Here is a 19,825-nt window from a genome sequence, read left to right as displayed (position 1 = left end):
TCGGGTATGTCAGAGAAGGAAGTATTCATGCTCGAGTCTGAGCAGATTGATATAAAAAGTATAGTTGCCAAATACCTGCGTTACTGGTATTTGTTTGCTATTGGCGTGGTGCTTAGTATGATCGTGGCGTTTTTATACTTGCGTTATACTACGCCGGAGTACAGCATCAGTAGCACACTGTTGATCAAAGACGATAAAAAAGGACCGGACCTTTTAGGTAGTAACGCAGCCTTCAGCGACCTTGAGATTTTCCAGTCGAGCAAGAGCCTTGATAACCAGATTCAGATTCTAAAGTCGAAAAGCCTGATGCAGCGTGTGCTGACTGACCTGTCGCTGTATACAAGCTTCTATGTGGAAGGTCGTGTAAAGACCACAGAGGTGTTTGGACGCTCTCAACCTATAAAAGTGGTCGTAAGCGACCTGGACTCTGCCGCATTTAATAAAACCATACTTGTATATCTTAAAGATAACAACAGCTTTGAGATTGAGGATGGAGAAAGCCTGACCACGCACAAGTATGGTCAGCAGATCAAAACGGATTACGCCACCTTTACGGTATTGGCCGCCCCGGCATTAGCCAACAAGAACGGAGGTCAGGTAACCGTTAAGTTCCACGACATCAGAAAACTTGCCAATGCCTATAACCAGCGTCTGACTGTGGCGCCTGTAAACAAAGAGGCAAGTGTACTCACCATCAGCCTAACCGATGCGGTTCCTGAAAAAGGAGTTGCCATCATCGACAAACTGATTGAAGTATACAATAAAGAGGCAGTGGAAGACAAAAACCAGATCGCTGCCAATACCATTCAGTTTATTGATGACAGATTGACCTACCTGACGGAAGAGTTGTCTACAGTTGAAAAAGACGTTGAGGCTTACAAGCGCCAGAATGAGTTGACGGATGTGAGCTCTGAGGCCAAAATGTACCTGGAGCGCGCCAGTGAGTATAACAAGAAACTCGCTGAACTGGAGATTCAGATCGATGTCCTTAACTCTATTGAGTCATACCTCAATAATCAGAAAAACCAGTTTGACCTGGTACCAAGCACGTTAAGCATTCAGGACGCAACTTTGTTAAACCTGATCGCAAAGTTTAATGAACTACAGCTGGAACGTCAGCGCTTGTTACGTACCACACAGGCCAGCAACCCAATCGTGCAGAATGTTAACGACCAGCTGGCAAACCTGCGAACCAATATCCTGGAAAACCTGGGCAATATTAAAAGCAGCCTGGCTATAACGCGTAATAACATCCGTGCTAATTCTTCTCAGTTTGAATCGAGGATACAGAAAGTGCCTGGCATTGAGCGTGAGTTGCTGGAAATCAACAGGCAGCAAAGTATAAAAGAAGGCCTGTACTTATACTTGCTGCAGAAGCGTGAAGAATCTGCATTATCCTTGGCGGCAACAGTTTCTAACTCCAGGGTTATCGACTCTGCTACTGCCGGCGACCTTCCTGTAAAACCAAAGAAGCAGCTTATTTACCTCCTGGCATTTTTAGTAGGTCTGGGTGTTCCATTTGCTTTCATCTACGTGCGCGATATGTTAAACGACAAGGTGCAGGAAAGCAAAGATGTAGAGAATGCTACTGCCACCCCTATACTTGGTGAAATAGCACATAACTACACCGGAGAAACACTGGTGGTTACCAAAGACAGCCGCGGACCTGTATCAGAGCTTTTCCGCCTAATTAGGGCCAACCTGCAGTTTGCCACCGTTGGAAAACAGAACCGTGTTATACTTGTAACTTCCAGTATGAGTGGCGAAGGGAAAACCTTCTTCAGTATAAACCTGGCAGCAAGCTTAGTGCTTACAGGTAAAAAGGTGGTAGTAATCGGCTTCGACCTCCGCAGACCAAGATTGTCGCAGAGTCTGGGTATTGTAAACGATATAGGTGTATCTAATTACCTCATCTCTGACTATCTACCAATAGAAGACATTATCAAGCCGGTGCCAGGTATCGACGGCCTGGATATCATTGGGTCTGGTCCTATTCCTCCAAACCCGACAGAGTTGATGCTACTGCCAAAGGTGGATAAGCTGATAGAAGAACTGAAATCAATCTACGACTATATAATCATTGATACATCACCAGTTGGCCAAGTAGCAGATGCCCTTGCCCTGGCACCTTACATAGATTCCAGCATTTACCTGGTGCGCTACAACTATACCCACAAAAATCAGATCAGCATCATCGACGACATCTTTAAGAGCAGAAAGCTGGTGCATCCGATGATTGTCCTGAATGATGCAAGAAAAGAAAATGGCTATGGTTATGGTTACGGGTATGGCTACGGCTACGGGGAAGAGGCAAATGGTGTCAAAAAGTCGGGGAAGAAGAAGCAATTAAATCTATCCTGATACAAGTTTTAAATTAGTACGTCAACATTAATTAAAATATAAATGGCTCATAACGCGATGTTAGAAGGCGCAAGAATTGGAGTAATAGGTTTAGGCTACGTTGGTTTGCCTTTAGCAGTAGAATTTGCTAAAAAGTTTAAAACTATTGGCTTCGATATTAACCAGGCGAGAGTAGATGAACTTAACAGTGGTCACGACCACACCCTTGAGGTAGAAGACGATAAGTTAAAAGCTGTACTAACAGATAACTGCTCTACTCCGATAGGTTTATACTGTACAAATGATTTAAGCAAACTGGAGAGCTGTAATTATTACATTATTACGGTACCAACTCCTGTTGATAAGCATAACAGGCCCGACCTTACCCCTTTGTATAAAGCAAGTGAAACAGTAGGGAAGGTGCTAAAGCGAGGCGACATCGTTATTTATGAGTCAACGGTTTACCCGGGCGTTACCGAAGAAGAATGTGTACCTGTTCTGGAGCGTGTTTCTGGATTAAAATTCAATGTTGACTTCTTTGCGGGTTACTCTCCGGAGCGTATCAATCCGGGTGATAAGGAACATACAGTAGCCAAGATACTTAAGATCACTTCAGGTTCTACGCCAGAAGCAGCAGAGAAAGTTGATCAACTTTACAAAGCGGTTATTTTAGCTGGTACACATAAAGCTACTTGCATTAAAGTAGCAGAGGCAGCCAAAGTGATTGAAAATGCCCAGCGCGACATCAATATTGCCTTCGTTAATGAGCTTGCAAAGATCTTTAACCGACTGGATATTGATACTGACGAAGTGCTTCAGGCAGCTGGTACTAAATGGAACTTCCTAAAATTTAAACCCGGCTTAGTTGGTGGTCATTGTATAGGCGTTGATCCGTACTATTTAGCGCAGAAAGCACAGGAAGTTGGCTACCACCCAGAGATCATACTTGCCGGACGCCGTTTAAATGATGGCATGGGCGATTATGTAGCACATGAGGTGATCAAGATGATGGTGAAAAAGGATATTCCAGTAAAAGGAGCCAATATTTTAGTGCTTGGTATCACTTTCAAAGAAAATTGCCCGGATGTACGCAACACCAAAGTAGTAGACATCCTACGAACACTGAGAGATTATGATACGAACATCACCATCTACGACCCTTGGGCTGAACCAGCAGAAGTAAAACATGAGTATGGCTGGGATTCTGTAAAAGAACTTAACGGAACTACAAACTGTGATGCAATCATTCTTGCCGTTTCTCATGAGGAGTTTAAGTCCTTAGAATTAAGTAAGCTCTGCAAAGAGAACGCAGTAATTTATGATGTGAAAGGTGTGTTGCCGAAAGAACTAGTAGACGCAAGGCTGTAAGCAACTGACTATATCATAATTCCCCTCCTTATCCAAGGAGGGGTTAGGGGTGGTTGGATATTCACTCTGCCCATTCATAATTTCTAATTCATCACTCATAATTCTCCCCCAGTCGTGTACGAGACTCCCTACCATACCGAAGATCTTAGCCAATACAGCTTTCTAGTAACCGGAGGCGCCGGCTTTATAGGCTCAAATATAGTTGAATACCTGTTAAAGTATAGCGCAGGTAAAGTAAGAGTACTGGATAACTTCGCTACTGGCTCTCATGCGAACATAGAGGAATTTAAGAGCAATCCTGCCTTTGAGTTGATAGAAGGAGATATACGTGACCTGGAAACATGCAGAAAAGCATTAGAAGGAATTGACTATGTTAGCCACCAGGCAGCTCTAGGTTCTGTGCCTCGTTCTATCAACGACCCGATCACCAGTAATGATGTAAATGTAAGCGGTTTCCTGAACATGTTGTTAGCAGCTCGTGATGCAGGGGTTAAACGCATGGTATATGCCGCCAGCTCCAGCACCTATGGCGATCATCCCGGCTTGCCTAAAGTGGAAGATAAGATTGGAAAGCCACTTTCTCCTTATGCCATTACCAAATATGTGAATGAATTGTATGGAGATGTATTCTCCAAAACCTATGATTTCCATTCCATAGGTCTTCGCTATTTTAATGTGTTTGGTCCAAAGCAGAATCCGAAAGGACCTTATGCGGCTGTTATTCCTTTGTTCATAGAAGCGGCTTTAAAAGGGGAAGCTCCTTTTATTAATGGAGATGGGGAAACTAGCCGTGATTTTACATTTGTGGAAAATGCTGTGCAGGCGAATGTTAAGGCAATGTTAGCTGCTGATATAACACAGCATGAAGTGGTGAATGTTGCTTTTGGGGAGCGAACTACTTTGAATGAGTTGTGGAGTAGGATTAATGAGATTTCTGGGATTTATGTTAAGGCACTTTATCGGGAAGAACGAAGAGGGGATGTGAAGCATAGTTTAGCTGACATCAATAAAGCAGAGAGGCTATTAAACTATCAACCAAAATATGATATTACTAATGGGATAAATAGAACATTATCATGGTATAAACTAAGAAATAGTTAGTAAAAGTTAACAAAATAGGTATTACTTGTAGTTTTTAGCTTCACAAAATAATTTAGCAATAATAATGTATAGTATATGAATTTCTTTCAATTTGGATTTAGCGTTAAAGTTTTGGAGTAGCTCAATGAGTGTAGAAATTATAAATACGATGATAAAGTTTGATAAAGGAAAGATTATCAAAATAGTCAAAGGTAACGTATTCTGGTCTTTCTTGGGCAATAGTGCTTATGCATTTTCGCAATGGTATTTACTTTCTGCTATATCAAAGCTAAGTGGGACTAGCGAGATGGGGGTTGTGGCCTATATATTAGCTATTGTTACGCCAATGAGTCTTTTCTTTAACTTTCAACTCAGGAATATACAAGTAACAGATAGTAATAATTCCTTTAGCTTTTTACAAATCTTAAGTATCAGAATTTCTTTAAACTGTTTACTAATACTTTCTCTTTTTGTAATGTCGTATCTAATTGAAGATGAGTATGTTTATTATTTATTAATTTTTGGATTAGTTAAATTATTTGAATCAATTTCAGATGTATTTCATGGCTATTTACAAAAGAATGTGAGGCTAAAGCTTGTAGGTGTTTCCCTTTTTGTAAGGGCCTTATTATCAATAACTTCTCTTACTCTTGTGCTATTGTTTACGAGAGATCTAAATTTAGCACTACTGTTTTACTGCTTATCTTTTTTGCTATGTCTGATATTATACGATTTGCCAGTATACTTCAGACTCAGCAGCCAGAAAGAAAAGACTCAAAGTCGTTATAGTACTAAGCATGCCTTTACTATACTTTTAAAAACAGGTTTTGGCTTAGGAGTTTCTTCTTTGATTATTTCTTTAATACCTAATATACCAAGATTTCTTCTTGAAGAATTTACAGATGAAAAAACTGTTGGAATTTTCTCAGGCTTAGTGTATATAACAATATTTGGTAGATTACTTGTGCAGTCACTTTCACAAGATTCCTTAGCGAGGTACTCTGATGCAATAAAAAATAAAAATAATTACACACTTGATTCATTATTAAATAAAAACCTAAGAATAGTCTTTTTATTAGTCTTCATGATGATAGGTCTTGTAGTTCCGTTTGCTGATGATGTTATGTTGTTATTATATAATTCTGATTTTGTAGATAAATGGGAATTGTTGCTTATTATCTTGATAGGGTCATATTTTACATATTCAAGTTATTTTTATAATAATATAATGTACTCCTTTCAAAAATTTAAAGTGCAGTTACCTGTGAGTATTTTTCTATTATTATTTTGCTTGGTATGCAATTATTTTATGATTAGAATGTTAGGTCTGGTGGGTGCTGTTTGGGCAGGAGGTCTCACGAGTGTTTTCCAGTATATAGTTCTTAAAACATTAGTTGCGAAATATAAAAAACAAGCAGAAAAAGAGTGGCTAAAGGAATCAACTTTAAATGTTATATAATTGAATAATAATCTGTTAAGATTTGTATAGTAAAAGATGTAACGATTAGTTAGATTGAAAGAATTAACAAAATTAATATGCAAAATAGCAAGCTGTCGAACACACCTGTTAGTGCGATATTAGGGGGGATATTTGCCTTGTGCATTTTCATATTCGAAGATGTTACAATAAAACTTCTATTGCTGTTTTGCTACAATTTTTATCTCATTGTTAAAGCTAAGTTTGATATATTAAGCCCACTAGTATGGTTGACTGTTTCTGTAAATATATATCACAGCACTTTTGTAATAGCTGGAGAGTTATTAAGTCTATATAGAGTTTACAATGCTAGTCAAATTTTAAATTGCACAGTAGTTGCTATATATGCTATTGATGTAGTTTTTTTGACTTTTAAATTTAATACTGATATCAAATGGGATAGTAAATCTGATACAATCATAAATATGAGGTACGAAAAGTGGGGCGCATATTTAATATTGTTAGCTTGTTTCTACTTTCTTATAGACGTAGCTGCTTTTGCAATTAGTGGTGGTTATGTGTCTAAAGGAAATACACGTTTGACTGGTTTGACAACTTACTACTCCTATTTCAAGATTGCGACTGTTGTAATAGGATTTATATTAATTAGGTACTGCTTTATTAGAGTAAAGATTATCCATAACAATGACAAAGGCCGAGGGTTTTATGATAAAAGAATATTATCTCTTATGATTTTGATTGCTCTTTTAAATATAATACCAGGTGTGCTACTTTCTGAAAGAGACATGATCTTATATGTATTTCTTATGTTCATACTCATAGATTATACTTTTAGGAAGAGACCTGTACAATTCTATATCATTGCAATGTTTATAGGTTTATTAAGTGTTCCTTTTCTAAAATCACTAAACCCAAACCAAATTGATTCAAGCTTAGATGTACAAGGTGAGTCGCTAATGGTATCATTAATGACTGATGAGTTCATCAGTGGAGGTCGAAACCTAGACGTATTGCTTGCTAATAGTGCATCGTGGGACTTCTTGCTTGGTTATTCTCTTCTCACAGATATAATTAGGAGTATAGTGCCAGTCTTTATTGTAAATGTTGAGAACACAAGCATGTGGTTCAATAGGACTTTTTATCCAGAAGCATTTTCAAAAGGATTTGGTTACGGACTCAGTCTAGTTGCAGAGGGATATTTAAATTTTGGGTATTTAGGCGTCTTTCTGTGGTATTTTATATTATCATTTGTAATAAAGATATTTCTAAAAAAATCGTTTAGTTCCCCTATCTTTTTTACTATGTATATTTTTTTGATACCAATTACAGTTTACTCACAGAGGGGTGATTTTTCAACTTTTTTTTCTCCTCTGATTAAGCAAATTGTTATACCTCTATTATTTATGATGTTAATAACCAGAGTAGTTAGACCAAAATTATCAAAAGTCTATTAATAGTTTGTCTACAGCTAAGTTGATATATAAGTTAATTTTTACTATTGCTAAAGTATAGACTAAAAGGGATTTAACTTGCCTAATTTTAATTTTATATATAAAAATAAATATTACTAAGTGAAATTATTAATAGTAACAGATCACAAGTTTATAGTTTCAAAGAATCAAGTGTTAGATGATTATTGTTTTGATTATAGCTTCTTTCAAGACTACATAAAAATATTTGATACTTTAAACGTGTATGCTCGTCAAAAGAAGTATGATGAAAACGTACACTATCTTATATCGAGTGGTAGTGGCCTAAAATTTTGGTTTAATGAAGCTTCTAGTTTTAAACAGCTCTTTTTTCCATCAGTTTCTGAAAAGTCTCAGTTAGCAAAGTTAGTAAAAAATTCGGATGCTATTTGTCTGAGAATACCGTCCATACTTTCATCAAAAGCTTTCAAGTTTGCGGTAAAATATAATAAACCCTTGATGTTTGAGATGATTGGAGATCCTGTCGAAGCCCTTAAATCATCTCAGGATGGATTAATGAAGAAAGTATTAGCAGGAGTTGTTGGAAAGAAGTTGGCCTTAGATTGTAGGAGGATTACGAAATATGCTTCAACTGGTAGCTATGTTAGCTTTGGGCACCTTCAAAACAAATATCCTGTTTCAGAAGGTATACTGACAGAATCGATTTCAAGCATTAGGTTACCAGAAACCGATTTACTATCACCAAAAACAAAATATAATGATATATTACAGCTAGTACTGGTCGGTAGCCTTGTTCCTGTAAAATGCCATGATGTGTTGTTGAAAGCCGTAAGTGTTATAATAAAATATGGTTGCAAAATACATTTAAACTTAGTCGGAGATGGACCACAGAGAGGAATGCTAAAGAACTTGTGTGATGCTTTAGGAATAACTAAGCATGTGACATTTCATGGTCATATTTCTGGAAGACAACACATTAACAATATATTAGATGCTAGTGATATTTTTGTAATGACTTCCTCTAGTGAAGGGATGCCTAGAGCTATGATTGAAGCAATGTCTAGAGGCTTGCCAGCTATTGGAACAAGAGCTGGTGGTATAGCTGAACTTTTGGAAGAGGATCAACTTGTGGACATCTATGATTATAGAGCTCTTAGTGATACAATAATACAGTTACATAAAAACAGGGATAAATTATTAGAACTAGCGAAGCGTTCTAATAAAATGGCTGGTAACTTTGTTCAAAGTTTATTAGAAATGAAACGAATAAATGTTTTAAAAACTCTAAAGGGAGAGGCAACAAAGAGAAATGAAGCAAATTATAGTATTGCTTAGGTGGTCTATTCCATTCTGGTTTGTCCAATTTATAACATCTGCATTACCAGATAACCGGTACACAATTAGGTTTAGAGGAATTTTGTCAAAGCCTTTTATAGGCAAATGTGGAACAGGGTTAACTTTGGCTACTGGTGTTACAATAAATTACCCAAACAAACTTAATCTTGGATCTAATGTGTATTTGGCGAAAGGTGTTTGGCTAAATGCTATTGGAGGTATCAAATTGGAAGATGAAGTAGTGTTGGGACCATATGTTGTAATCAGCTCATTGCAACATACATTTAAAAATAATTCGGTTAAACAAGGAGCTAGCATAGCTGCACCTGTTGTAGTCGGTTATGGCAGTTGGCTAGCCTCTCATGTATCTATTAAATGTGGTGTAAAAATAGGGAAAGGCAATTTGATTGCAGCAAATGCCTTTGTCGCATCTAATACACAGAACAACTCTATATATGGCGGTGTTCCTGCTAGATTTATTAAAGAGAATAAAGACTCTGAAGGAGATATTAAATCTGCTGCAGACCTACTATGAATAAACCTAAGATAGTTATTGGTGTAACAGACTCTGTTAGTGCTGTCTTGATACAAGGTCAAGCAAATTTCCTTAGAAAAAATGGATTTGAAGTTGCTGTTTTGTCTTCTGAAGGCCAGGAAATGGTCAGTTTAGCAGAGAGAGAAGGCTGTAAATTTTATCCTCTTTCTTTTCATAGAGAAATATCAATTTTAAAGGATGCCAAGGCTCTCATACAGTCTATAAAATTTATAAAAACTTTTAAACCTGACATAGTTAATGCTGGAACTCCCAAGGCAGGCTTTATTTTAATGGTTGCAGCTTATTTATGTAGAGTGCCTGTGCGTATATTTACATTGCGAGGTATACGGTCCAGTTCTATTAATGGACTAAAGAAGTCAATTGTTAAGTTAACTGAGAAATTAAGTTGCAAGTTATCTAATAGGATAATTTCAATTAGTCCTTCTTTAAAGACGGAGGCAGTTAAGTTAAATATAGTTAAAGAGAGTAAATGTATAGTATTTCATAAAGGAAGTAGCAATGGAATAAACCTCAAAAAGTTCTCCAAAAACCCAGATCTATCTATTATTAGGGAACAAAAGGTGAAATTTAAAATTGAGGATGATGCATTTGTTATTGGTTTTGTTGGACGTATTGTAAAGGAAAAAGGAATTAGTGAATTATATAAAGCATTTACTGATCTAAAGGAGCTGTATAAAATTAAACTTTTACTCATTGGTCCAGAGGAAGTTGATGATGCTTTGCCCGTAGCTGTCATTGAAAAGTTAAAAAACGATAAAGATGTTATTCTTGTAGGTAAAGTCTCTGAAGTACAGGTTTTTTATCCTTTAATGGATCTTCTGGTTTTACCATCTTATAGAGAAGGTTTTGGAAATGTTATTATAGAAAGTGCTGCAATGGGAGTTCCAGCTGTCGCCTCAAATATTTCAGGTTGCAAGGATGCAATAGAAGATAACTTTTCTGGACTTTTATTTAAATCTAAATCAATTAGTGATTTAAAGGACAAAATTGAGTACTATATATCACATCCGAATGAAAGGGCACAGCACGGAATAAATGCACGAAAAAGAGCGTGGACTTTTTTTCCAAATGAGGTTATCTGGAATGAGCAACTTATATTATATAAATCGTTGTTAAGCAAAAGTTAGTACATGTACAAAGAACTCTTCAAGCGCCTCATTGATTTTACTTGTGCTTCAATTGCATTTATAATAGCCCTTCCCATTTTTGCTATTGTAACTATATGCCTTACAATTGTAAATCATGGAAAACCATTTTTCCTGCAGCCACGCCCTGGTAAATATGGTAAGATCTTTCGCGTTATTAAGTTTAAAACAATGAACGATCTTAAAGATGCTAATGACAACCTTCTGCCAGATGACAAAAGGCTTACAGCTATAGGCAAATTTGTACGCAAGACTTCTTTGGATGAAATTCCACAACTACTAAATGTTATTAAGGGAGACATGAGTCTTATAGGGCCACGACCTTTGCTGGTTGAGTATCTGCCATTATACAACAAACAGCAAAGGAGAAGGCATGAGGTAAGACCAGGTATAACAGGATGGGCACAGGTTAACGGTAGAAATACTATAAGCTGGAGCAAAAAGTTTGAGTACGATGTGTGGTATGTCGATAACTGCAGTTCATTACTGGATTTAAAAATTGTGTGGCTAACTATAATAAAAGTATTTAGATCTGAAGGAATCAACCAGGAGGGGCAGGCTACTGTGCAATACTTTACTGGAAATTATGAGTGAGAATCAGGTTGTTCTGAAAGAACTATATTATCAGTTTAAGAGAGCTGATAATGCTTATGCAAATTATCTAAAAGAGAAAATTTTCCTTTATGCAACTGCAATTAGAAAGGCAAATGATAGAATCTATCAGCTGCTTGAAGTAAACTTAGGTCTATTTGATGATGAGCAAAGTATTTATGCCCTTGAGCTTATCGCCCATTATGATGCATGGATGGCACAGTTTGATGAACTTGTACAGGAATTAAACCCTTCTCTTTCCACTACATTTGTTTTTGAAAGGTTTCAAGGTAGTTCACCATTTCCAAGAGAGGCGAAAGAGTCGTTTTTGGAGGCCTATAACAAAATTAAAGTATGAAGTATATTTTTGCAGGTGACCGTGATATAGCGGTAAGCGTCTTAAATCATCTAACGCAGCAAGGCTATGAACCAGCAGCATTATTAGTTTCTGGAGAAGACAGAGCTTCACATGCGGAGGAACTGATTACGTTAAGCGGATTACCTCAAGAGCTAATTTTTAGAGGGGGAGATTTTAAGACTACAGAAGCAATTGCTCTTTTTGAAGAGTTGCAACCAGATTATATAATTGGTATTCATTTCCCCTATATCATACGGAAAAATGTGCTGGATATACCTAAAATTGGGTTTCTGAATCTACATCCTGCCTACCTGCCTTATAACAGGGGATGGCATACACCTACCTGGGCTATTTTAGAAGGAACTCCAATCGGAGCAACTTTACATTTCATGTCTGAGGAAGTAGATGCAGGTGACATAATACATCAGAAAAAGTTAGATGTACTGCCAAATGACACCGCAAATAGCTTGTACAGGAGGCTTAAGGATTTAGAATTAGATGTGTTTAAAGAAGCTTTGCCATCTATACTTAAACTAAAACCAACTCGTCAGGTGCAAGATTTAAGTCTTGGTACATCTCATAATCGGAAAGATCTTTTTAAGCCTGAGATTCAGAAAATATTTCTTGACAAAGAGTATAAAGCGGAAGAGCTGCTAAACAGGCTGAGAGCCTTAACGACAAACTCTCTGGCAGAAGCGGCATACTTTGAAGAAAATGGAAAAAAGTATCGGGTTCAGATGCAGATTATAGAAGAAGATAATTCAATAGAAATATAATGAATAATAAAATATGGCTCTCTTCCCCGCACATGGGAGGTACGGAAGAGAAGTACGTAAAAGAAGCTTTTGATACAAACTGGATCGCACCGCTTGGCCCGAATGTAGATGGGTTTGAGAATGATCTGGCTAACTACCTAGGTAATAATGTGCATGTGGCGGCGCTGAGTTCAGGTACAGCTGCCTTACATCTGGCTTTGATCATACTTGGTGTAAAGGCCGGGGATGAGGTAATTTGTCAGTCTATGACGTTTTCTGCATCTGCCAACCCAATTGCATACCAGGGAGCAACGCCTGTTTTTGTAGACAGCGAAGATCGCACCTGGAACATGTCGCCGGAGTACCTGGAGGCGGCTATTCAGGACAGGATCAGCAAAGGCAAAAAGCCGAAAGCCATTATTGTGGTGCACTTGTACGGCATGCCAGCTGAGATGGATCGTATCATGGCGATTGCCGATAAGTATGAGATTCCGGTGGTGGAGGATGCAGCAGAGGCACTGGGTTCGAGTTATAAGGGCAGAAAGCTTGGTACTTTTGGTGCCATGAGCATACTTTCGTTTAACGGCAACAAGATCATTACTACTTCTGGAGGCGGTGCTTTGGTTTCCAATAACGAAGAATGGATAAAAAAAGCACGTTTCCTGGCTACACAGGCACGAGACAATGCGCCACACTACCAACACTCGCACATTGGATACAACTACCGCATGAGCAATGTTTGCGCTGGTATAGGTCGTGGGCAAATGGAGGTGCTGCAGGACAGAGTTGATGCCAGGAGAGCAAATTATACTTTCTATAAGGATCAGTTGGATGCGAGCCTCTTTACGTTTCCAAAAGAGCCTACACCGGACTACTACTCTAATCGGTGGTTAACAACTGTGTTGGTGGCTGACGGAGCTTTAAACCGTGAAGTTATCAGGTTAGCCCTTGAAAAAGAGAATATTGAGAGCAGACCTTTGTGGAAACCAATGCATCTCCAGCCTGTTTTTGCGGATGCACCTTTTTACGGAGATGGAACCAGTGAAATGCTTTTTGACAAAGGCCTTTGCCTTCCTTCCGGATCTAATTTAACCCCAACCGAAAAAGCCAAGATAGCAGAGACAATTGCTGCTGTTTGCGCTATCGCATAAATCTTTTTTATCGCCCTGACAAGTATGTAATTTAATTGCTTATTGTCAGGGCGTTTTGTCTTTGGCCACCACTAGTACAACAGTTGTTATTGTATAAGTTTAAATAAGCTGGCAATAGTAAGTTCTGCTTTGTGTTGTAAAAGTTATATTTATACTTGCTGGAATAATTGTTTTTTATCTCAGAATTCCTACGGCTTTTAGTTAAAAAAAACTATAGAATTTCTTTTTAGAAATGATTGTGTTGTTAATCTTAAGAGCTTGCTAATCATTGTAATTGACTTGTTGTGGGATGTTTCTGGAGACAGAGAGGTGATCAAATGAATTAAAATATAATTATACCTATACGCTGAATTGAATTATAAAGAAAATTAATTCTTAACATATAATTCACATTTGCAATATCAAATCTGTGCAATTTTATTTCTAATTTTAGCGAGGCAAATGGCTTAACGAAGTATAAAATCTATTGTACAGCTTCACCCTTACATGAAAATATTCTTACTTAATAAATCTCTGCCCAAGAGCCTTATCCTGCTTGCTGACCAGGTGATTACGACCTGGGCTTTTATTTTCTCCTACTTTATTATTGCACAGTTTGAATTTTCGCAGATGCTGCGGGGGCATTTTTTCATACTTGTAGGAGCCTATGCATTCATTTGCCTTTGTACCTTTTATGCGATGCGCATCCATACGGGTTTGATTCGCTATTCCAGTACCCAGGATGTGGTCAGGATCTTCTCCGGGGTATTAACTGTCAGTCTTATCTATGGCAGTGTTTTTACGTTTCTGCTTAAGCCTGTTTATCGCTTAGATTCCATTAACGTTTATGTGGTACTGCTTATTAACTTTTTTATCTCCGCATCCATTTTAGTGCTGCTTCGCATCGGCGCTAAAAACCTATTTCATTTTATAAAACGCAATACCACTGATAAGAAAGAGCGTGTGCTGATCTATGGTGCCAATGGCTATTCGATTCTTGTGAAGCAGGCCCTTGAAACCAGCGGAATGGGCAGGTACGTGATCGTAGGGTTTATTGAGGAGAATGCCAGCAAAGTAGATAAAGACATACACCAGAAACGCGTGTACCATATCAATGATATTGAGAAGGTCGCGGAGCGCTTTAATGTTGACAAACTGGTAGTAATGAGTGAGGACCTGAAGGCGGAGACTAAGAAAGAAACAATTGAGCGTTGTGTTGAGCTAGGGATAAAAGTTGTAACAGTGCCACCTGCAGAGCAGTGGATGTCAGGTAAGCTGAGGGCGAACCAAATCCAAGATCTGAGAATAGAAGACCTGCTGCAGCGACCTCCCATTGTAATTGAGAACGACCGTATTTCAGCAGACCTGTGTGGCAAACGCGTACTGATTACAGGGGCTGCCGGCTCTATCGGGTCTGAGGTTGTGCGCCAGGTACTGGCTTATGATCCGGCTTTGGTTATACTTTTCGATCAGGCAGAATCTCCTTTGCACGAGCTGCAGCTGGAAGTAGAAGAGCAGTACCCGAATGCCAATGTCGTGATCAGCATTGGTAACATACAGAATTTTAACAGGATGTATACCCTTTTTAAAGAGCATACTCCTGAGATCGTATACCATGCTGCCGCTTACAAGCATGTACCTATGATGGAGAACAATCCATCTGAAGCTATACTTACGAACGTACTCGGTACCAAAAACCTCGCTGACCTGTCTATGACATTTGATGTAGAGAAGTTCGTGATGATCTCTACGGATAAGGCGGTTAATCCTACAAACATCATGGGGGCATCCAAGCGCATCGCGGAGATTTATACCCAATCGCTTAATAACCTGGGCTCTGAGAAACTGCAAAGGATATCGGCTGGCGGAAAGCGTTTGCCACAAACCAAATTCATCACTACCCGATTCGGGAATGTGCTGGGGTCTAATGGTTCCGTGATCCCGCGATTCAGGGCGCAGATCGAGCGTGGAGTACCGATAACAGTAACACATCCGGATATCACCCGCTACTTTATGACCATACCGGAGGCAGTGCAGCTGGTATTGGAGGCCGGTACGATGGGCAACGGCGGTGAAATCTTTATTTTTGATATGGGTGAGCCGGTTAAAATTGTTGATCTGGCCAAAAAGATGATCAAACTAGCAGGTTTAACACCTGGTATTGATATCGACATTGTGTATACCGGGTTAAGGCCAGGGGAGAAGCTCTTTGAAGAATTGCTGAACGAGGAGGAAACTACTATACCAACCCATCACAGGAAAATTAAGATATCGAAGGTTCGGAAGTATAGCTACAACCAGGTGGTGCACGATATAAATGAGCTGATCGCACTTAATAAGAATAACGAGGAGTTCCAGGCGGTTAAAAAGATGAAAGACATTGTGCCTGAGTTCCTGAGCAAGAACTCAAAGTATGAGGAGTTGGATGAAGAGATAAAACGCATCGCCTAAATGATATTAGGAAGCCCCTGCTAGTATAAACCTGCAGGGGCTTTTTTTATTGGGATTAGGATTGAGTACAGCTTCGGGTCCAACCACCCCTAACCCCTCTCATTGAATCTTATAAATTTTGATTCTAACTAAATTAATTCAGTCTGTTCGAAACCTGCTAAAATAAAGAGGCTCTATAAATATTTTTACAGAGTCTCTTACGATATTAAAACTATACCTTACAGAGCAGGCAGTATCTTACCTCTTACCTCTCCAAACCCAATACGGATGCCGTTGCGTTCACCAAAACCGCGCATGATCACCTCATCGTGATCATTGATGAACTTGCGTTCGGTGCCGTCTGATAATTTGATTGGGTTGGTGCCGCGCCATGTTAACTCCAGCATAGAGCCATATGAATCTTTTTCGGCGCCGCTGATAGTGCCGGAAGCATACATGTCGCCAACCTGGATGTTGCAGCCATTGCTGCTTTGGTGTGCCAGTTGCTGGTTCATGTTCCAGTACATATACTTGTAGTTAGAACGGCAAATACTATTCTCTTTCCCGCCTTCAGGTTTAATCAGCACCTCTAAGTTAATGTCGTAGTTATGGTTACCATGGAACTTAAGGTAAGGAAGCGGCTCGGGGTCTTGCTCAGGGCCTTTCACCTTAAATGGCTCCAGCGCATCCAGCGTAACCACCCACGGAGAAACAGAAGAACCAAAGCTTTTCGCCAGGAATGGTCCCAGCGGAACATACTCCCAAGTCTGAATATCCCTTGCAGACCAATCATTAAACAGCACCAGACCAAAAATATAATCGCTGGCTTCGTCCGGATTTATACTTTCACCTAGTTTGGTTTCTTTACCCGTGATGAAGGCAACCTCCAACTCAAAGTCCAACAGGCGGCTTGGGCCAAAAGTAGGGGCATCGGCATCAGGTGCTTTGGTTTGCCCGTTTGGTCTGTGTAAAGGCGTGCCAGACACAACAATGGATGAGGCACGGCCATGGTAGCCGATCGGAATATGCTTCCAGTTGGGCAGCAAGGCGTTTTTAGGGTCGCGGAACATGGTGCCCACGTTGGTGGCATGCTCTATGCTGCTGTAGAAATCAGTATAATTCTGTACTTTAACTGGCATCAGCATTTCCGCGTCGCTCTGCAAAACCAGGCACTCGCGAATCAGGTCGCTGCTGCCGCTTATTTCCTCGTTGTCGTTGCGAAGTAATTGCGATACCCGGTTGCGCACTGCACGCCAGATCGGCTTTCCAAGTGCAATAAAGTCATTCAGATAAGGCCTGTGGAAAACTGTAGGGTCAATGTCAATCAGCTCAAACAGATTGTGCTGCGCCACTACACACAAGTCAAGTATGTATTCTCCGATGGCTACACCCACCCGCGGATCTCTGGTTGGGGTCCTGAAAATACCGAATGGAAGGTTTTGTATCGGGAAGTCGCTGTTTGGCGCTATTTCTATCCAGGAGTGCAGGGAAGGATCGTTCGCTTTGATCATAGTATGGGTTATTTTACAAAGGCAAATATAGTTTTTTTTGAGTGGAAGGTAAAGTACGCACCAGTGCACATGGCCTTAACCTTAACGTTTGGTAAGGCATGCCTGTTCAGGTAATGAAACAAAAAAGCGGAAGCCCCTGCATTTACAGAGGCTTCCGCTTTCGGGAGCTGAAGTATGATTAAATGGCTGAGGTTACATTTACAGCCTCTACAGCTTTTATTTCAGGTACAGCCTTTAGCACAGACTGCTCTACACCTGCTTTTAGTGTCATGGAAGACATCGGGCATGAACCACAGGCACCCAGCAATTCCAGCTTCAGCACCATGTCGTCGGTTACCTCCAGTACTTTCACATTTCCACCGTCAGCTTCCAGGTAAGGCCTGATCTGGTCTAGGGCATCTTCGATGCGGAGCATGAAATCTTGATCTATGTTTACAGCTGCCATGTATAATTAGCTTTTAATTTCAACAGGTTTTGTTTTTGCCAGTGTAGCGTTACGCACTGATACTTGCTGCGCAACAGCCTGGGCCAACTCTTTGAAAACACCGGATGCCGGAGAATCGTTCTGTAATACTACCGGTGAGCCCGCATCGCCGCATTCACGTATACTTTGCACAATTGGCACCTGGCCCAACAACGGCACCTCATACTTTGCAGCCAGGCTCATGCCGCCGCCTTCTCCAAAAATGTAGTATTTGTTCTCGGGCAGTTCTGCAGGGGTAAAGTATGCCATGTTCTCAACTATACCCAAAACAGGCACATTGATCTGAGGCTGTCGGAACATTTGCAGACCTCTAACGGCATCAGCCAAAGCTACTTTTTGGGGTGTTGTTACAATAACGGCACCAGTTACAGGCAGCGCTTGTACCATAGTAAGGTGGATGTCTGATGTTCCCGGAGGCAGGTCCAGAAGCAGGTAGTCCAGCTCACCCCACTCCACATCAGAAATAAACTGACGCAGCGCAGAACTGGCCATCGGGCCGCGCCATACTACAGCACCGTCAGCAGGAGTCAGGAAGCCGATCGACATCATTTTAACACCGTACTGCTCTACGGGCATAATATAGTTCTTGCCGTGGTCGCCCTGTACCATGTGCGGACGCTCGTTCTCAACGCCAAACATGGTTGGGATAGATGGTCCTGAGATATCCGCATCGATCAAACCAACTTTTGCCCCAGACTGAGCCAGTGCAATAGCCAGGTTGGTGGTAACCGTAGACTTGCCTACACCGCCTTTACCTGATGCCACCGCAATAATGTTCTTCACACCACGAAGTACTTCAGAAGTATCTCCACGGCCGGAAGTAACGCGTGAGGTCATGTTAACCGTAACGTTTGCCTCTTTGTCAACCATCGTATGAATGGCTGTAACACAGGCGTTTCGGATAAGGTCTTTAAGCGGGCAGGCAGGCGTGGTAAGTATAACTGTAAAGCTCACGTCTTTACCATTCACTTCCACCTCGTCAACCATGTTCAGGGTAACCAGGTCCTTGCCCAGATCCGGCTCCTCTACATAGCTAAGTGCTTTTAATATATCTTCTTTTGTAATCGCCATAAATTAAAATCGAGCTGCTTTTGCAATTCAAATGCAAAGATACAAACAAAAATTGCCAATAACACATGTAGGCTTTATGTACTAACAAGTATGGGGTTAGTCAGTTTATTTTTATTTACTTAGATGATGAATCAAAAGACTGATAACGATTGAGTAACTGCCCTCGTTTTATACTTTGCAACGGTAATAAATACAAAACTATGAGCGAAGTTAAAATTGAGGTAATACAAGGCGATATCACAAAACAGGATGTAGATACCATTGTAAATGCAGCAAACAATAGCCTGATGGGAGGCGGCGGTGTAGATGGTGCTATTCACCGGGCAGGAGGTCCAGCCATACTTGAAGAATGTAAGCTGATTGTTGCCAGGCAGGGCGAATGTAAAACCGGAGAAGCTGTTATTACTACTGCAGGCGAGTTGCCGGCAAAGTATGTCATCCATACAGTAGGCCCGGTTTGGAGAGGCGGAACCCACAATGAGGAAGAAAAGCTGGCAAACTGCTACCGAAACAGCCTGCGCCTTGCCTCCGAAAAACAGCTGACAAGTATAGCCTTCCCGAACATCAGCACAGGCGTTTATGGTTACCCCAAAGATAAAGCTGCTAAAGTTGCTGTAAATGCCATCCGGGAGTATCTTGAGAACAACCCATCCAACATCAGGTCAGTTACATTTGTGTGCTTCGATGAAGAAAATTACGCGCTTTACAATTCAATTTTGAGTGAGTAATTTAATTGTTGAATTGTCAGATTGTTAAATTGTTATTTTATTTACAATTGACTGATTAAGGGAGATTTACCTTTT

17 protein-coding genes are annotated in these 19,825 nt (G+C 40.0%); 14 read left to right on the top strand and 3 right to left on the bottom strand.

Translation table 11 applies throughout. From position 1 onward, the window contains the following. The first annotated feature begins 6 nt into the window (after nucleotides 1-6). The 13 genes from AC4BAP_RS03220 (at nucleotide 7) to AC4BAP_RS03160 (ending at nucleotide 15,977) form a co-directional block, all read left to right on the top strand. On the top strand, nucleotides 7-2,361 hold the full coding sequence (locus tag AC4BAP_RS03220) for a GumC family protein (protein WP_490581181.1): 2,355 nt from the start codon (nucleotides 7-9) through the stop codon (nucleotides 2,359-2,361). Between the two features lie 42 nt (nucleotides 2,362-2,403). Then, nucleotides 2,404-3,708 carry a nucleotide sugar dehydrogenase gene (locus tag AC4BAP_RS03215; protein ID WP_490581180.1) on the top strand — a complete coding sequence of 435 codons (1,305 nt, stop codon included), beginning with the start codon at nucleotides 2,404-2,406 and terminating at the stop codon, nucleotides 3,706-3,708. Nucleotides 3,709-3,822: 114 nt separating this feature from the next. Then, nucleotides 3,823-4,809 (top strand): SDR family oxidoreductase, encoded by a 987-nt coding sequence (locus tag AC4BAP_RS03210; protein WP_490581179.1) that lies wholly within the window; start codon nucleotides 3,823-3,825, stop codon nucleotides 4,807-4,809. Nucleotides 4,810-4,933: 124 nt separating this feature from the next. Further along, on the top strand, nucleotides 4,934-6,247 hold the full coding sequence (locus tag AC4BAP_RS03205) for a lipopolysaccharide biosynthesis protein (RefSeq protein WP_490581178.1): 1,314 nt from the start codon (nucleotides 4,934-4,936) through the stop codon (nucleotides 6,245-6,247). Between the two features lie 77 nt (nucleotides 6,248-6,324). After that, entirely contained in the window at nucleotides 6,325-7,680 is a 1,356-nt protein-coding gene (wzy, locus tag AC4BAP_RS03200; protein ID WP_490581177.1) for an O-antigen polysaccharide polymerase Wzy, read from the top strand. A 117-nt stretch (nucleotides 7,681-7,797) separates the two neighbouring features. Further along, nucleotides 7,798-8,991: a glycosyltransferase family 4 protein gene (locus tag AC4BAP_RS03195; protein WP_490581176.1), complete on the top strand. Its 1,194-nt coding sequence runs from the start codon at nucleotides 7,798-7,800 to the stop codon at nucleotides 8,989-8,991. A 124-nt stretch (nucleotides 8,992-9,115) separates the two neighbouring features. Next, the gene (locus AC4BAP_RS03190; protein WP_490581175.1) at nucleotides 9,116-9,526 is read left to right on the top strand and encodes an acyltransferase; all 411 of its coding nucleotides are present in this window, start codon (nucleotides 9,116-9,118) and stop codon (nucleotides 9,524-9,526) included. Further along, a complete protein-coding gene (locus tag AC4BAP_RS03185) occupies nucleotides 9,523-10,674 on the top strand; it encodes a glycosyltransferase family 4 protein (RefSeq protein ID WP_490581174.1) in 1,152 nt (383 codons plus the stop codon). The genes AC4BAP_RS03190 and AC4BAP_RS03185 overlap by 4 nt, the downstream gene beginning before the upstream one ends. Before the next feature lie 3 nt (nucleotides 10,675-10,677). Continuing rightward, complete coding sequence (locus tag AC4BAP_RS03180; protein ID WP_490581173.1) at nucleotides 10,678-11,286, top strand: sugar transferase; 609 nt, start codon at nucleotides 10,678-10,680, stop codon at nucleotides 11,284-11,286. Then, nucleotides 11,279-11,641, top strand: coding sequence for a hypothetical protein (locus tag AC4BAP_RS03175; RefSeq protein ID WP_490581172.1), 363 nt, complete (start codon nucleotides 11,279-11,281; stop codon nucleotides 11,639-11,641). Before AC4BAP_RS03180 ends, AC4BAP_RS03175 begins: the two co-directional genes overlap by 8 nt. Next, the gene (locus AC4BAP_RS03170) at nucleotides 11,638-12,417 is read left to right on the top strand and encodes a methionyl-tRNA formyltransferase (protein WP_490581171.1); all 780 of its coding nucleotides are present in this window, start codon (nucleotides 11,638-11,640) and stop codon (nucleotides 12,415-12,417) included. The genes AC4BAP_RS03175 and AC4BAP_RS03170 overlap by 4 nt, the downstream gene beginning before the upstream one ends. Further along, nucleotides 12,417-13,547, top strand: a complete 1,131-nt coding sequence (locus tag AC4BAP_RS03165; RefSeq protein ID WP_490581170.1) for a DegT/DnrJ/EryC1/StrS family aminotransferase — start codon at nucleotides 12,417-12,419, stop codon at nucleotides 13,545-13,547. The genes AC4BAP_RS03170 and AC4BAP_RS03165 overlap by 1 nt, the downstream gene beginning before the upstream one ends. A 486-nt stretch (nucleotides 13,548-14,033) precedes the next feature. Next, nucleotides 14,034-15,977: a polysaccharide biosynthesis protein gene (locus AC4BAP_RS03160; RefSeq protein ID WP_490581169.1), complete on the top strand. Its 1,944-nt coding sequence runs from the start codon at nucleotides 14,034-14,036 to the stop codon at nucleotides 15,975-15,977. 218 nt (nucleotides 15,978-16,195) lie between these two features. Here the strand turns inward: AC4BAP_RS03160 and fahA are convergent, their stop codons facing one another. The 3 genes from fahA to AC4BAP_RS03145 form a co-directional block, all read right to left on the bottom strand. Further along, entirely contained in the window at nucleotides 16,196-17,467 is a 1,272-nt protein-coding gene (gene fahA / locus AC4BAP_RS03155; protein WP_490581168.1) for a fumarylacetoacetase, read from the bottom strand. 178 nt (nucleotides 17,468-17,645) lie between these two features. Further along, entirely contained in the window at nucleotides 17,646-17,912 is a 267-nt protein-coding gene (locus tag AC4BAP_RS03150; RefSeq protein WP_490581167.1) for a NifU family protein, read from the bottom strand. A 6-nt stretch (nucleotides 17,913-17,918) separates the two neighbouring features. Then, nucleotides 17,919-19,022: an Mrp/NBP35 family ATP-binding protein gene (locus AC4BAP_RS03145; protein WP_490581166.1), complete on the bottom strand. Its 1,104-nt coding sequence runs from the start codon at nucleotides 19,020-19,022 to the stop codon at nucleotides 17,919-17,921. 200 nt (nucleotides 19,023-19,222) lie between these two features. On the opposite strand from AC4BAP_RS03145, the gene AC4BAP_RS03140 reads away from it, so the two are divergent. Then, complete coding sequence (locus AC4BAP_RS03140) at nucleotides 19,223-19,750, top strand: O-acetyl-ADP-ribose deacetylase (RefSeq protein WP_490581165.1); 528 nt, start codon at nucleotides 19,223-19,225, stop codon at nucleotides 19,748-19,750. Nucleotides 19,751-19,825: the final 75 nt, after the last annotated feature.

Source organism: Pontibacter sp. GD7, from assembly GCF_058216375.1.
The sequence above is the reverse complement of the archived record's forward strand: the minus strand, read 5'-3'. Positions and strand labels throughout refer to the sequence as shown.